The following is a 16,916-nucleotide window of genomic DNA, read 5'->3' on the forward strand; positions in this document are numbered from 1 at the left end:
TCCTAAATCAAAATTAAACAATTATATTTTCATTTTACACGTTGAGAAGAATACCTATTTCATTTTAATATTTGTCACTTACAAATATTCTTAGAATTTTAATTAACATCTATAACTTCCCATCCAGCTTCAATAGCCATTCCCCTTTTTTCATCTACTGAATCTCCTAAATTCATCTTATTTATAGCCACCACAGCTAAATGTGTCGGCCTACTTAACGCTACATAAGCTGTTTTTAGTGCATCCCTAATTACCTCAGGTAAATATCCAGATTCAGTTTCATAATTACGATAATTTCCAATTAAAAAGTCAAAAATCTCCGTAAAATCATAGAATATGTCTGGATTATTAAAATCCCCTTTCCTTATCTTTGATTCTAAAAGAAGTGTTGCTTTATGAGTCTCACCTTTAACGGAATGAACTGTTCCAAAGCAAATATCTTGTTCTACCAATTCTATATCTAACATCTGGTCATTTTGGATGAGCTGTTGTCCTCGCTTATAACTAATATAATTCCTCTCAATTCTATTACATACACGTTCTGTACAATGATTTAATAAATCTTCATTATTAAGTATCATCTCTTCTAATTCAATAATTCTTTTATATATTTTAACGATTTCTTCCTTAATATCCTCGTTTACAACTCCCTCAGCACCATAAATTTCTTTTATACACACCGCTATCTTAGACTTTATATCTATAAACTTTTCTTGTCTCAATAAATTATTAAAGTAATTAAGAGAATATGCTGATTTTCCCTTCGGTAACCGATCATTTGTATGCTTCACATACATTAGTAACCCTTTCATTACTATCTCATAAAAATTTTTAATTATCGTTTCTGTTTTTGGCTTTACATCACTGTTTCTTTTATACCTAGTATAATAATTTTTCACTTCATCATGCATTAAACCTACTGCTCCTATTTTTTTGGTACTCCACTTAAACTCTGTATTAGTATCTGATAAACTCTTTACTAAATTTAAGTACTCATTTATAACATTATTTTTAGAGTTATATAATAATAGGTACGGTTTAAATGATTTTTTATTAGGATTTCCTCTTAGTACTTCATATTTTTCAATACAAGTAGTCCTTAAAACTTTTGCGATGCTCTCACCAAAACGTGTACTATATGATAATTCAAGTTGCGGTATCGTTTCTCTAGATGGTACCCAAGCATCTTCCCCTTTTCCAAACATTGTATACAGCGCTTGATATGGATCTCCAAATTTTTGTAGTATTGTTAATCCATTATTAAATATTCTCATTAATAAATCATATTGTATCTCACTTGTATCTTGTGTTTCATCAATAAATGCCCACAAAAACCGTTTTCCAAATGCGTTCTTAATACGATGTTCGTACTTTTTTATATACCAATTTGAAAATGATATAGTATCATTATGCCTAAATATCCCCATTTCTAACAAATCCCTAAAGGTATTAACCACCTCTTCTCGACACCACTCATTGCACTCGCCTATTAACTCTAGGCTACCATCATTTAAAAATTCTAAATATGTTTCTTTTATTCGAGTCGTAGGGGCAAAAGAGGAACTATATTCACTGAAAATTTCAGCGAATTTTTCTTTATACATCTCCTCTTCATCTAATAACGCTTTTTTATTTGGATATAATTCTTGATACGCCTTAGAAGTAAAAAAGTGATTTAAAAAATCATGTATAGTTCCTATAAAGTTGGGATATCCAAAATTAACTATTTTCACATTTACTTATGAGAATTCAGCTTTTTTCGTTTCGAGGTATTTCCTTTTCTTTCCTTGACGACAATACCTACTTACATTAGAACCTAAAAAATTAATAAAAACGAAGCGACTTATTTCAATCGCTTCGTTTTCTCAGCTCATAACTTTTCCAAAATAATAACAAAAATAAATTATTTCTTTTTGATTTTTCTCTAGTCTAATTAATTTTTCCCTAGTCTAATTAATTTTTCCTTTTTGACATTCACTCTACATAACCCTCTTAAACATCTTCTCCAACTCATAAGTAGAATGATGCACAAGAATCGGTCTTCCGTGCGGGCATGTATACGGGTTTGTTGTTGTACGTAGTTCTTCCAGCAAAGCAAATATTTGATCGTTCGTTAAATATTGATTTGCTTTAATAGATGCTTTACAGCTCATCATGATGGCTGCTTCTTCACGTAATTTCTTAATATCAACTTTTTTTAGTTTAACAACTTGCTCCATCATTTCATCGATAATTTCTGTTTCTTGTCCTTTCGGGAACCACGTTGGGTGCGAGCGGACGATAAAGGATTGATGGCCAAATTGCTCCAAGAATAGACCGACTTTTTTCAGTTCTTCTAGTTGCTCTTCAACACGTAAAAATTCAGTAAGAGATAAATCGATACGGTACGGTACAAGCAGTTCTTGTACTTCTTGCGCTACCCTTCCTACTTTATCACGGAAATATTCATAGTTGATACGTTCCTGCGCAGCATGTTGATCAATCATATATAAGCCTTTATCATTTTGAGCGAAAATATATGTTCCATGCATTTGTCCAATTGGATAAAGTGGCGGTAAGTCATTACCGTTCATTTCAATCTCTTTGATTTCCTGAACTTCTTCTTCCAATTCCTCTAATTCAAAGTCCTCTTCATTACTGTCCCACGATTTTTCTTCTCGAATTGGTTCTTCCATTATCGGTCTAGTAGATGGCTGCCAACTTTGTTCTTCTCTTACGAGCGACTGTGGTGGTTGCCATTCTTGTTTCGGCGGTTGCCACAGTTGTGCTGGCTGTTTCACAGGCAGCGGTTCTTCTTGTTTTTCATCCATGCCAGTTGGTAAAACAATGTCCGGCATGGATGGTTCTTTCGGCTTCGCATGCTCAAACTGGAACTGTTCTTGCACACTCTCGTCTTTTTCTTTTTTCTTCGTTGTTACGCCTGCATCTGGAATGAGCTGTATTTTTTTAAATGCAGCTTGCAATGTTTCTTCGATAAGCTTTAGCAATTCTTGTTCTTTACTAAAACGAACTTCTAATTTTGCAGGATGTACGTTAACGTCAACAAGCACTGGATCCATTTCAATCGATAAAAATCCGATTGGATATCGTCCGACTGGCAGTAATGTATGATATCCTTGCTGAATTGCTTTCATTAATACAAAGTTTCGAACGTAACGGCCATTTACGATTGTTGACATATAATTTCGAGATGCTCTCGTTACTTCTGGTAATGTTACATAGCCTGTAATTGTGAAATCTAAAGATTCAGCTTCAATCGGAACAAGTTTCTTCGCAACTTGAATGCTGTAAATCGATGCAAGTACTTGTCTTACATCACCATTACCTGACGTATGAAGCAATTTCTTTTCATTATGAAACAGCTTTAACGATACTTCTGGATGTGACATTGCAATACGATACACAATATCTGTAATATTACCAAGCTCTGTATGAATGGTTTTCATATATTTAAGACGCGCTGGTGTATTAAAGAATAAGTTTTGTACTGTAATATCTGTTCCTTTTCGGCTCGCGGTTTTCTCTTGCTTTATAATGTCTCCACCTTTAATAATAAGGTGTGTACCAGGTGCATCACCTGTGCTAGTGATTAATTCTAATTCACTAACTGAGGCGATACTCGGCAATGCCTCACCACGGAAACCGAGTGTTCTGATGCGAAACAGATCGTTTTCATCTTTAATTTTACTTGTCGCATGTCGTTCAAAAGCTACGATGCAATCTTCTTCTGCAATGCCATCTCCATTATCAATGATGCGAATTTTCGATAAACCAGCTTCTTCTAAGTGGATTTCAATAGATGTACTATTCGCATCGATAGAATTTTCCACAAGTTCTTTTACGACTGAAGCAGGACGCTCTACTACTTCTCCTGCCGCAATTAAGTTAGAGAGTTGGTCATCGAGTTTGCGAATTTTCCCCATCTACTTACTCATCCTTTCTTTAACTTTTTCTGTAAGCGATACAGTTCGTTCATCGCTTCTAAAGGCGTCATATCAAGTAAATCAATTTTTTTAATTTGCGCCAGTACTGCTGTTTCTTTTTGATCTAACGCAAGCTTGTCTTGTTTCTTCGAAGACTGTTCTCCTCCAAAGAAAGATAGTTGTGATTCTTCCTCAGTCTCTACTTTCGCCTCTAGTACTTCTACTGGCTCTTCTTTTACAACTACAGGTTCTGGAATAACTTCTTGCTCCTGCACTTTCACTTCTACACGCTTTGGAATAATAATTTCTTCTTGTCCTTCTAGTTGTGCTAACACTTCTTTCGCGCGGGCAATTAAGCTATCTGGAAGCTCTGCAAGTTGCGCAACGTGGATTCCGTAACTTTTATCTGCTGCTCCATCTTGAATTTTATGAAGGAATACTACTTTACCATTCTCTTCAATTGCTGAAACGTGTACATTTTTCAGTTGATCTAAACTCTCTTCTAACACAGTCAATTCATGATAATGTGTAGAAAATAACGTTTTTGCCCCAATTTGGTCATGAATATGTTCAATGATTGCCTGTGCAAGTGCCATGCCATCATACGTAGATGTACCTCGTCCAATTTCATCAAATAAAATTAAACTTCTTTCTGATGCGTTTGCAATTGCATTTTTCGCTTCTAACATTTCGACCATAAATGTACTTTGACCTGAAATCAAATCATCTGCTGCACCAATTCTCGTAAAGATTTGGTCAAATACAGGTAATACTGCTTCTGTCGCTGGTACGAAACAACCAATTTGTGACATAACCGTTACAAGTGCTAACTGTCTCATATACGTACTTTTACCAGACATGTTCGGTCCTGTAATTAAAAAGACATCCATCTTCTCTGGCATAATACAATCATTCGGTACATACAATTTTCCGTTCAATACTTTTTCAACGACAGGATGACGACCATCTTTAATAAAGATTTCACGCTTCGTTGTTAGTACAGGTTTTACAAACTGTTCTTCTTCACTAACTGTCGCGAAACTTTGCAGTACGTCTAATTCACTAATTACTTTTGCTAAATGTTGTAATTTCGGAATAAATACTTTTACTTCTTCACGAAGTGCTGTAAATAAATCGTATTCTAGCTGTACAATTTTTTCTTCTGCTTCTAAAATTAACGTTTCTTTTTCTTTCAGTTCATCTGTAATGAAACGTTCAGCATTAGCAAGCGTTTGTTTTCGTTCGTAGCGGCCTTCTGGAAGTGCTGCAAGATTCGCCTTCGTCACTTCAATGTAGTAGCCGAAAATACGGTTGTACCCGATTTTTAACGATTTAACTCCTGTAATATCACGCTCTCGTTTTTCAAGCTCAGCGATCCACGTTTTTCCGTTTTTACTAACGTAACGATATTGATCAAGCTTGTCATTATAACCGTCTTTAATAATATCTCCATCTTTAATAGAAAGCGGTGGGTTTTCTTGAATACTTCTTCCTAGTAATTCAGTTAAGCTCTCACATGGATCCGCTCCTTGAATTAACCTTGCTGCATAAGCATTATCTAACAAACTAATCGCTTCTAAAATAGCTGGTACTTGAAGTAAAGATCGTCTTAACTGTAATAAGTCCCTTGCATTGACATTACCAAATGCAACTTTTCCTGCTAAACGTTCTAAATCATATACTTCTTTTAGTTTTTCTTTTAAATCTTCACGTAAGAAGTAATCATTTACAAATGTTTCAACCATTTCTAAACGCTCTTCAACTTTTTCTTTCTGAATAAGTGGACGTTCCATCCACTGTTTTAACATACGACCACCCATAGCTGTTTTTGTTTTATCCAATAGCCATAATAATGATCCTGTTTTTTCTTTCGTTCGAAGTGTTTCTGTCAGCTCTAAATTTCGCTTTGAATGCACATCAATTTTCATAAATTGATTCGTATAATAAATTTCTACAGGCTGTAAATGATCTAATGAACGTTTTTGCGTTCTTATCAAATAGTTAAATAAGCGTCCAATTGCTTTAATTAACTTTGCTTGCGAAACATTTTTCACAAGATGTTCTAATCCTTCAGGAATTGCCGTTGCATCTTCATATGAAATTGTCATTTTTAACGTTTCAGTTAATTTATTTAATTCATCTTTAGAAAATGAAGAATCTACAACAATTTCTTTTGAACCAGTTGCATACACTTCCAATAAAATATCTTCTACTGAACCAGTTAACAACGTTACTGTATTTTGTCCAGTCGTTAAATCATTACAAGCTAAAGCATATGATCCATCTTCAAAATGTGTTAATGCGGCTAAGAAGTTGTTTTCTTTCTCATCAATTGTACGCCCTTCCATCATCGTTCCTGGCGTAATTAGTTGTACTACTTCACGGCGCACTACACCTTTAGCTGTTTTTGGATCTTCCACTTGCTCACAAACAGCAACTTTATATCCTTTTTCAACAAGTTGTTCAATATAGTTTTTAGCTGCATGATGCGGTACACCGCACATCGGTATACGATCACTACTGCCACCATCTCGGCTCGTTAATGTAATCTCAAGTTCATGAGCTGCTTTAACGGCATCTTCAAAGAACATTTCATAAAAATCGCCTAATCGGAAAAATAAAAAGGCATCTTGATAGTCTGCCTTAACCTTTAAATATTGCTGTATCATAGGGGTATATTGCGTCATACTTTTCCTCCATAATTCTTACATAGTAATCAATTTTCATATATGTCACATTTCACGGACATCCATATCTCCTATTTCAGGAGTCTATCTTCATTATAACATATTTCATAAAGAATCATGTTCATTCAGCGCCACTTATGTAAAGTAAAAAGCTAGGAAGAACTTCTCCCTAGCTTTCTATTACTCTTCTTCTGCATCAACGATAAAGTTCGGATCTAATTCTTCAAATTCATCATCAGCAATTTGGAAATCATCATCTGATTCTACGCAGCCTTCAGGATTTACACTTACACAAATTTTCGTTTCTCCAACTACTTCTGTTACAAATTCACGTTCTACAGTTACAACAATTTTATTACCGTTTGGTGATACAAGCGCTTCTAAACAATTTGGTGGCTGAATAACACGAGCAATAATTTCTAAATCGTCACCAGAAAAGTTTTTATCACGATAACCAATGCTTACTTCGTCCGTGTAGTTCACGCGTTCTGTTACAACTTCAGTCTTTGTATTTCCATCAAATGAATACCAAGTGTTCACATCATAGAAACCTTCAATTTCCACATGCTTCCCATTCTTTCTTGCTTCGTACGAGTGGTTAATTACCCAGCACCCTAAAATACTTGTTGGTTCATTATTCGATTCACATGTATGCGTTGACTTTGTATACTTACGTCCTTTTCCAACCACTGCTTTTGTAATAATCTCTCTAAATTCGGACATTCGTAACCCTCCTCAATCACTATTCACTTAATCATATGCGTGACAATAGCGGAATGTGTCATTCTTTTTTTGAGAAGAACTTACGTTTAATCAACTAAAAAAAAGAGATGTCAATATGACATCTCTTTAACAACCACAATTTCCTTTTTTACTTTCTACCGCTGCGCCAGTTTCACCCTTAAGTACATCGCCACCAGTTGAAATTAATATTTCATCTGTTACGTTGTTAGAAATTGTACTAGCAACTAACTGTAATAAGTCATTTACATATGTTTGTGAAGATTTAAATTCTTGTACGACTGGAATACTGTCTAACTTATCTTGCAATGCATCAATTTCAGCTTCTACCTTTTTTAAAGCTTCCCACTTCCCGTAATGCTGCAAGTTTACTGCTTGTTTTTGCAGTGCTTTAATTTCATCGATTGCGCGCTTTACATTTTCATTTTTATGAATTTGCGCCTCTGCTTTCTTAAAAAAATCAACTTCTTCTGTTTCAGAAATCATTTTTGCTAATTCTTTTGCTTGTTCAACAATGTCATCTTTCGAATATACTTTCATCTATTATTTCACCTCAATCGGCTCTTCAACTAATTCCCCGTTAAGAGACCAAGTTTTTGCTTCCGTTACTTTTACTTTCACAAGCTGACCAATTAAAGATTTTGAAGCGACGAAGTTTACAAGTTTATTCGTGCGAGTATAACCTGCAAGTACTTCCGGATTATTTTTACTTTCCCCATCAACTAACACTTCTACAATTTGACCTTTGTAACGACTATTCTTTTCAATTGCCAACGTATTTACTAGTGTATTTAAGCGTTGAAGACGTTCTTTCTTCACTTCCATAGGTACATTATCTTTCATTTTTGCAGCTGGTGTACCTTCGCGAGGAGAATAAATAAATGTAAAGGCAGTATCAAATCCTACTTCACGATATAACGACATCGTTTCTTCAAATTGCTCATCTGTTTCATTTGGGAAACCAACGATAATATCTGTTGTTAATACTCCATCTGGAATTGCTTCTTTAATTTTTCTTACAAGTTCTAAATAATGCTCACGTGAATATTTACGCGCCATAATTTTCAGCATATCTGTACTTCCAGATTGAACTGGTAAATGGATATGTTCTACTAAGTTGCCACCTTTGCCAAGCACTTCAATTAAGTGATCATCGAAATCACGTGGATGGCTCGTTGTAAAACGAATACGGGCAATATCAACTTTACGAAGTTCGTCCATTAAATCACCAAGACCGTATTCTACATCTTCAAAGTCTTTACCATATGCATTTACGTTCTGTCCAAGTAATGTAATTTCTTTATAACCATTCGCAGCTAAATGACGAATCTCTTGGATAATATCTTCTGGACGTCTGCTCCGCTCTTTTCCGCGCGTATACGGTACAATACAATACGTACAGAACTTATCACAGCCATACATAATATTTACCCAAGCTTTAATATCACCACGACGTACTTTCGGAAGGTTTTCAATTACGTCGCCTTCCTTTGACCATACTTCAACTACCGTCTCTTTCGAGAACATCGCATCTTTTAGAATGTACGGTAATCTATGAATATTATGCGTTCCAAATACCATATCTACATGCTGATTTTTTTGCATAATTTTATTTACAACAGATTCTTCTTGAGACATACAACCACATACACCAATTAAAAGGTCCGGATTTCTTCGCTTTAGTGACTTTAAATGGCCTAGTTCACCAAACACTTTATTTTCAGCATTTTCACGAATTGCACAAGTATTTAATAAAACTACATCTGCATCCTCAGTCGAAAAAGTTGGTTCATATCCAAGCGTTGTGAAAATACCTGCCATTACTTCCGTATCATGCTCATTCATTTGACAACCATATGTACGAATATAGAACTTTCTTCCTGTACCAAAATTGCGAAACTCTTCAGGTAAGCCAAAATCCCGTTCAATTTTAACTTCTTCTTTCCCTCGCTTTTTCGCATCCTTTAAGGAAGGTGGTTGATATACACTTTCAAAGTATTTACTATAATCTTTCTCTTCTTTTTTCGTAGAGGAATTTGCTTGTTGACTTGCTAATCGTTGTTGCTCGTTCATCGGTAATCTCCTTTCACCCTTAACTATACACACTCTATAGTCCATTTTAATGCGCCTAGACTCACCTCAAAAATGGTTAGATAGCTTGAGAGATAACTTGTCCTTTGAAACTTGAGTAATCAATCTAATCATTCATAAGAATGAAGTCTTCCCCACGCAAATAGACATTCCCTTTTTATTATTTCTTGTTGTCCTACCCAAAAGCATATTGCTTTATCCCTATAAACATTACCATAGTATGACCTGTTTCGCCAATTTTAACAATACAGAGGCCCTTTATTATCTTACATTTCATAAGCAATGAACTTGCCATTTTCATACAACGATTTATATATTATTTTACCATTCTGAATTTTCTAAGTAAATAAGACTACCCTATATTTTTCTAATAAAAAAAGGTTGCCACATGGCAACCTCCTCTTCTTATATTACATAAATTCAGCAACAAGCTCATCAAACATTTTCTGATCCATATTTAAATCAGATTTCACTAAAGGCTCTTCACTATAGCCTTTAACAAGTTCTTGATATGATGGTTGCTTAGTATTTTGATAAATTAAACCTGTTACTAAACCGTTATTTTCCATTAAAGTTTGCATAGCCATCATGCGATTAGATGGATCATATCCCTCTACTGTGCTTAGTTTCGTTAAATTCTCTTTAAACCAATCGTAGGTATTTACTTTATTGTAAGTAACACATGGGCTAAATACGTTAATTAATGAAAATCCTTTATGGTTAATACCAGCTTCAATAATTTGTGTTAATTCTTTTAAATCACTCGAAAAGCTTTGCGCCACAAATGTCGCACCAGCTGTTAAAGCCATTTCCATTACATTTAGTGATGGTTCAATTGAACCTTGCGGTGTGCTTTTCGTTTTAAATCCAGCTTCACTACGTGGTGAAGTTTGCCCTTTTGTTAATCCGTAAATTTGGTTATCCATTACGATGTACGTAATATCGATATTACGACGAATAGAATGGATTGTATGTCCCATACCAATCGCAAATCCATCACCATCACCACCTGAAGCGATGACTGTTAAATCACGATTTGCCATTTTTACACCTTGTGCAATCGGAAGGGCACGACCATGAATACTATGCACACCATATGAATTAATATAACCTGAAATACGGCCTGAACAGCCAATACCAGAAATAACAGCAAGTTCATCTGGATTTAAACCAACGTTAGCTGCCGCACGTTGAATTGCAGCTTGCACTGAGAAGTCTCCGCAACCTGGGCACCAGTTTGGCTTTACACTGTTACGAAAGTCCTTAAATGTTGCCATTTAATACAACCCCTTTTTTGCATTCGTTGTAAATCTCTTTCGGCAAGAATGGGTTTCCATCATATTTTAAAAGACTAGAAATTTTCTCACCATTACCAAGATTCATTTTCATAATGTTAGCAAGCTGACCTGTTGCATTGTTTTCTACTACTACAACACGCTTCGCCTTTTTCACAAGTGGATCGATTTCAGCTGTTGGGAACGGGTGAATTAAACGTACATGAGCATGGTTTACTTTCATACCCTCTTGTTCTAAACGCGTCATTGCCTCTTCGATCGCACCACGAGTTGAGTTAAATCCAACAAGCAATACGTCTGCTTCTTCATGCTTAACATTTTTATAAACAGGGGTATTAAACTTCAAGTTCTCCATTTTACGGAAACGTTTGTCCATTTGATCTTTACGGTTTATTGCTGATTCCGATGGTTTTCCAGTTTCATCATGTTCTACACCTGTAACATGGTGAACACCATTTTTCATACCAGGTAAAACACGCGGTGAAACGCCGTCTTCAGTTACTTCATAACGCTTGAAGTATGCTTTATTTTCACGTTCTGGTAATTCCGCTTCTAAATCAAGCTTACCACGACGAATTTCCACTTTATCTAATTTAAGTGGTTCTACTGTTTGTTTTCCTAACGAAAGCTGTAAATCTGTTAAGAAAATAACAGGAACTTGATATTCTTCAGATAAGTTAAATGCTTCTACAATGTCATAGAAAGCTTCTTCAACTGTACTTGGCGCCATTACGATTTTTGGAATTTCACCATGCGTACCGTAAATCATCGCCATTAAGTCAGACTGTTCTTGTTTCGTTGGTAATCCCGTACTTGGACCACCACGTTGTGTATCAACAATTACTAATGGAGTTTCTGTAATACCTGCTAAACCGATTGCTTCCATCATTAATGAAAGACCAGGACCAGCAGATGCAGTTAATGTACGAACACCAGCATAGTTTGCACCGATTGCCATTGTACAAGCTGCGATTTCATCCTCAGTTTGGATTACTGTTCCGCCGACTTTCGGTAATTTTTTAATTAAGTATTCCATAATTTCTGATGCAGGTGTGATTGGGTATGCTGACATAAAACGAGCACCACCAGCTACCGCACCAAATGCGATTGCGTCGTTTCCAATCATAAACATGCGTTTTTTACCATCAGCTTTTTCAAGCTGCATCATGTTTACTTTCTCACCTAGTAATTCTTTCATATATTGAGAGCCGCGTTTAATTGCGTTCATATTCTTTTGAACGACTTGCTCTCCTTTACGACCAAAGATTTCTTCAACAACATCTAAATAAGCTGTTTCGTCTAATCCTAATACTGCACTTGATGCTCCAACAGCAACCATGTTTTTCATTAATGATGTGCCTAATTCTGAAGCAATATCTGTAAACGGTATCACATATAGATTTACATCTGTATTATCAGGTATTGTTGGATTAAATTTCGCATCCGCAACTACAATTCCACCTGGACGTAGTTCGTGGAAGTTAAAATCAATTGTTTCTTGGTCAAAAGCAATTAAAATATCTAAATCATCTGAGATCGCTCGTACTTCTGTTGTACTTACACGAATTTTATTATTTGTATGGCCGCCTTTTATACGTGATGAGAAGTGGCGGTAACCGTATAGGTAATATCCTAATCGGTTTAATGCAATACAGAAGATTTCTCCTGTACTTTCAATTCCTTCACCTTGTTGGCCTCCAACTTTCCATGAAAGTTGACTAATCATCTCCTACACCCCTTTTGGCTGCATTCATTGTAGTGTATTTTTTTACAGTAATAGTTTAGCATTTTTTATGCAAATAAACTACAACGGACGCAAATTATGCCTCTTCTGATTTCCCTGAATCTTTAGTATAAAGCTATTTTGTTTTTCATTCTAGTATTAGGTCTTAAAAAAAGCAATAAAATCAAATGAGTTAATTTTAATTATTCTGAATTTTAAACCAAAAACTTAAAAACTCATATGTTCAACAAAATTATCATATAAAAATCTTTCTACAGTAGATGCAGCATAGTATTTATAAAGCTCATTCATGACATTTTCATAATCTCCGTAGGCAGATACATTGACAACCGTATCTACAATCCCATCAAAATCTGAACCAAACCCTATATTGTTTTCTCCACCTAGCGAGCAAATATATTCGATATGTTTTACTATATCTGTTATATTTGCTTGTCTTTCACTTGTTAGAAACTGCGGTACAAAAGTAACACCGATTATGCTATTTCTCTGTATAAGCGCTTTAATTTGTTCGTCATTTAAATTGCGTGGATGCTCACACAGTTTATAACAATTTGAGTGGGATGCAATTGGGTTATTTGCAATTTCTATCACATCCCAAAAACTTCTCTCATTTAAATGTGATAGATCCGTCCATAATTGCAAAGTATTCAACTCTTGTACAACTTGTCTACCAACAGTAGTTAAACCTGCTCCACGCGTCTCTAGCGCCCCATCAGCTAACAAATTCGCATAGTTCCATGTTAATCCGAAAGAACGTACACCTAACCGATAAAACAAACGTAATTTCATCGCTTCTTTGCCAATTGCTTCGCACCCTTCTAACGTTAATAGCGCGCCAACCTCGTCTTGTTTTAATCTATTTATATCCTCTTTCGTTCGGATAAATCTCACACCTGGTAGCGATAGAATTTCATTATAAAAAATATCTATCATTTGTAATGCCGCTTCAAATCGTTTTTCATACGTCACTGTTTCTGGCACATATATTGCAAAACATTGTATACTTCCTTGTCTTTCCTTTAACTGTTGAAATGTAATATGTAATTGCGGATCGTTTTTAAAATTCTTTTTTCCCTTTGCACTCCATAACTGAAAGAGCACATCACAATGAGCATCAAAAATTTTCATTTTCATTCCTCCATTATAAAAACAACCTGTTTGCATACTGCAAACAGGTTGTTTAAACTTAACGAGGTTCTACAATTAATTTTATTGCTGTACGCTCTTCGCCATCAATCATAATATCTGTAAACGCTGGGATACAAATTAGGTCCAAACCACTAGGCGCTACAAACCCTCTTGCAATTGCTACTGCCTTTACCGCTTGGTTTAATGCACCTGCACCAATAGCTTGAATTTCTGCTGTTCCGCGTTCGCGAATAACACCTGCAAGTGCACCAGCTACAGAATTAGGGACCGACGTTGCTTTAACTTTTAATATTTCCATTCCGCGTTTCCTCCTCGTTTCTTTAAAAAGTATTAGCAATTATTTCACTTTAACTTATATTCACGAGGAATGGCGCGTATTCCTGCTAAATTTTCGTAATTTTTCTAAAAAATTAAAATATAATAACTTATCTAAAATTTAACGGAAATTTACTCAAAAAATGGTTGATCGTCATTAATTAAAATGCGCTCAATTTTCTTTGCTTTTCCTGTATTTGGATCCACATCAATTAACACTGCACTTAATTGCGTTCTACCACTTGTTACTTCAAATCGTACCGGTAAGTTCGTTAAAAACTTCTTCAATACTGCTTCTCGGTCCATACCTAAAATTCCATCATATGGCCCTGTCATCCCAACATCTGTAATATATGCCGTTCCGCTTGGTAAAATACGGTTATCCGCTGTAGGGACATGCGTATGCGTACCTACTACTGCTGTAGCACGTCCATCTACATACCAACCTAGCGCTTGTTTTTCACTTGTAGTCTCCGCATGGAAATCAATAAAGATAATATTCGTACGTTTTTTCGCAATATTAATTAATTCATCCACTTTACGGAATGGACAATCAATCGGAGGAAGGAAAGTACGCCCCTGTAAGTTAATAACTGCAACTTCTGTTCCATTACAGTTCACAAAGATAAGTCCTTTTCCTGGAGTTCCTTCTGGGAAGTTAGCTGGTCTTGCAAGATATTTTGCATCATCGATGAATTCAAATACTTCACGATTATCCCAAGCATGGTTTCCAAGTGTAACTGCTTGTGCCCCACACTCTAAAAAGTTTCGATATATTTTTTCTGTAATCCCACGGCCACCTGCTGCGTTTTCTCCATTAATGATTGTTACTGTAGGTGTATATTTTTTCTTTAATGCCGGTACGTACTGTTGAATCATACCTCTACCAGGAGATCCTACTACATCCCCAACAAATAATATTCTCATATGTCTTACCCTTTCTATGTACTGCATTTTTTATTGCTATAGCATCAAGTAAATTCCTTATAATATGTTTATTATAAGTTTGTTTCACTTTTATGCTAAATAACTGTCTTTATTTTATCCAATTCCAACACAAAAAAATAAAGTGGTGTTTCACCACTTTATTTTGCGTATTCCACTGCACGTGTTTCACGAATAACAGTTACTTTAATATGTCCTGGGTAATCCAGTTCATTTTCAATACGTTTTCGGATATCACGAGCTAAACGATGAGCTTCTAAGTCATCGATTGTATCTGGTTTTACCAAAATACGAACTTCACGTCCTGCTTGAATTGCAAATGATTTTTCAACGCCTTCATAAGACTCTGAAATCTCTTCTAACTTTTCAAGACGACGAATGTAGTTTTCAAGCGTTTCACTACGAGCTCCCGGTCTTGCAGCTGATAAAGCATCTGCTGCTGCAACTAAAACTGCAATGATAGAAGTTGGTTCTGTGTCACCATGGTGAGATGCGATACTGTTTATAACTACAGGATGCTCTTTATATTTCGTTGCGAGTTCAACACCAATTTCAACGTGGCTACCTTCTACTTCATGGTCAATCGCTTTTCCGATATCATGTAATAGACCAGCACGTCTTGCTAGTTTTTCATCCTCACCAAGCTCTGCTGCCATAAGTCCAGTTAAATATGCAACTTCCATAGAGTGTTTTAAGACGTTTTGTCCATAACTTGTACGGTATTTTAAACGACCTAAAATTTTAATTAAATCTGGGTGTAATCCGTGAACACCCACTTCAAACGTTGTTTGCTCTCCGACTTCGCGAATATACTCGTCCACTTCACGTCTTGATTTTTCGACCATCTCTTCAATACGCGCTGGGTGAATACGTCCGTCCTGTACTAGTTTATCAAGAGCGATACGAGCTGTTTCACGACGAATTGGATCGAATCCAGAAAGAATTACCGCCTCTGGTGTATCATCGATAATTAAGTCAATACCCGTTAACGTTTCTAACGTACGAATATTACGACCTTCACGCCCGATAATACGTCCCTTCATTTCGTCATTTGGAAGATTTACAACCGAAACGGTTGTTTCAGCAACATGATCAGCTGCACATCTTTGCATTGCAAGAGATAAAATCTCTTTTGCTTTCTTATCCGCTTCTTCTTTCGCGCGAACTTCACTTTCTTTTACCATAACAGCGATTTCATGAGAAACTTCATTTTCTACTTTACCAAGAATAATTGCTTTCGCTTGTTCGCGTGTCAGATTGGAAATGCGCTCTAATTCTGTTTGTTGCTTTTGAACTAACTCTCCCACTTTGCTTTCCAACTCTTCAATCTGTTGTTGTCTCGCTACAAGAGATTCCTCTTTCTTCTCTAACTGCTGCTCGCGTTTATCGAGCGTTTCGTCTTTACGATCAAGGTTCTCTTCTTTTTGCATTAAACGATTTTCTTGTTTTTGTAATTCGCTTCTACGGTCACGAATTTCTAATTCAGCTTCTGTACGAAGTGTATGAATTTCATCCTTTGCTTCTAAAAGCGCTTCTTTCTTAAGTGCTTCAGCCTCACGATTCGCTTCGTCTAAAATACGTTTCGCTTCATTAGCCGCACCATTAATCTTCGCTTCAGCAATAGACTTTCGAACAAAAAAGCCAACAACTGCACCGACTGTTGTTGCAAGCAAAATGGAGATGAGTATCCAAACTGTACTACTCATGATTTCACCTCCCCTTGCTATGAATGAAAAAAGACTGTCGGCATGTACATTAAATTACAATATACAGCAAAGACCGTCGTCCCGCTTTTTTAAGGGACTTTCTTCATTTCACAATTAAAATGTCATATTATTATTTCGGTAAGATTTAAACCTTACTCCGAATATTACTTCTCTTCTTGAGAAGAGTATATCGTATATAAGAAAAAATATACATTCTCATTGTATCTATCGTAATTTTCATTGTCAAGCGTTGTCTACTTTTACTTTCTTTACCTTCAGTCCTTAATGTTATCTGAATTTGAAAAATTGATAGCATA

Annotated in this window: 12 protein-coding genes; all 12 read right to left on the reverse strand. The window is 35.7% G+C overall.

Translation table 11 applies throughout. The features are described 5' to 3' along the window. Window positions 1-98: 98 nt before the first annotated feature. Entirely contained in the window at window positions 99-1,733 is a 1,635-nt protein-coding gene (locus tag DN403_RS08170; RefSeq protein ID WP_016077345.1) for a UvrD-helicase domain-containing protein, read from the reverse strand. 246 nt (window positions 1,734-1,979) lie between these two features. After that, complete coding sequence (mutL, locus tag DN403_RS08175; RefSeq protein ID WP_149185388.1) at window positions 1,980-3,923, reverse strand: DNA mismatch repair endonuclease MutL; 1,944 nt, start codon at window positions 3,921-3,923, stop codon at window positions 1,980-1,982. Between the two features lie 8 nt (window positions 3,924-3,931). Next, window positions 3,932-6,610, reverse strand: a complete 2,679-nt coding sequence (mutS, locus tag DN403_RS08180; RefSeq protein ID WP_000195989.1) for a DNA mismatch repair protein MutS — start codon at window positions 6,608-6,610, stop codon at window positions 3,932-3,934. Window positions 6,611-6,790: 180 nt separating this feature from the next. After that, complete coding sequence (gene cotE, locus DN403_RS08185; RefSeq protein WP_001288799.1) at window positions 6,791-7,333, reverse strand: outer spore coat protein CotE; 543 nt, start codon at window positions 7,331-7,333, stop codon at window positions 6,791-6,793. A gap of 126 nt (window positions 7,334-7,459) precedes the next feature. Next, window positions 7,460-7,891 carry a YlbF/YmcA family competence regulator gene (locus DN403_RS08190; RefSeq protein WP_000870460.1) on the reverse strand — a complete coding sequence of 144 codons (432 nt, stop codon included), beginning with the start codon at window positions 7,889-7,891 and terminating at the stop codon, window positions 7,460-7,462. A gap of 3 nt (window positions 7,892-7,894) precedes the next feature. Then, window positions 7,895-9,424, reverse strand: coding sequence for a tRNA (N6-isopentenyl adenosine(37)-C2)-methylthiotransferase MiaB (gene miaB / locus DN403_RS08195; protein ID WP_149185389.1), 1,530 nt, complete (start codon window positions 9,422-9,424; stop codon window positions 7,895-7,897). A gap of 428 nt (window positions 9,425-9,852) precedes the next feature. After that, window positions 9,853-10,719 carry a 2-oxoacid:ferredoxin oxidoreductase subunit beta gene (locus DN403_RS08200; RefSeq protein WP_000190155.1) on the reverse strand — a complete coding sequence of 289 codons (867 nt, stop codon included), beginning with the start codon at window positions 10,717-10,719 and terminating at the stop codon, window positions 9,853-9,855. Then, entirely contained in the window at window positions 10,706-12,463 is a 1,758-nt protein-coding gene (locus tag DN403_RS08205; protein WP_000625429.1) for a 2-oxoacid:acceptor oxidoreductase subunit alpha, read from the reverse strand. The genes DN403_RS08200 and DN403_RS08205 overlap by 14 nt, the downstream gene beginning before the upstream one ends. 225 nt (window positions 12,464-12,688) lie before the next feature. Beyond that, window positions 12,689-13,648 carry a dipeptidase gene (locus DN403_RS08210; RefSeq protein WP_003279695.1) on the reverse strand — a complete coding sequence of 320 codons (960 nt, stop codon included), beginning with the start codon at window positions 13,646-13,648 and terminating at the stop codon, window positions 12,689-12,691. 22 nt (window positions 13,649-13,670) lie between these two features. Beyond that, window positions 13,671-13,931, reverse strand: a complete 261-nt coding sequence (gene spoVS, locus DN403_RS08215; protein ID WP_000404341.1) for a stage V sporulation protein SpoVS — start codon at window positions 13,929-13,931, stop codon at window positions 13,671-13,673. A 149-nt stretch (window positions 13,932-14,080) separates the two neighbouring features. Then, window positions 14,081-14,875, reverse strand: a complete 795-nt coding sequence (locus DN403_RS08220; RefSeq protein WP_001221092.1) for a TIGR00282 family metallophosphoesterase — start codon at window positions 14,873-14,875, stop codon at window positions 14,081-14,083. A 158-nt stretch (window positions 14,876-15,033) separates the two neighbouring features. Continuing rightward, entirely contained in the window at window positions 15,034-16,599 is a 1,566-nt protein-coding gene (gene rny / locus DN403_RS08225) for a ribonuclease Y (RefSeq protein ID WP_000099770.1), read from the reverse strand. Window positions 16,600-16,916 lie beyond the last annotated feature (317 nt).

The organism is Bacillus sp. AY2-1, from assembly GCF_008368965.1.
In the GTDB taxonomy this organism is placed as follows: domain Bacteria; phylum Bacillota; class Bacilli; order Bacillales; family Bacillaceae_G; genus Bacillus_A; species Bacillus_A thuringiensis_S.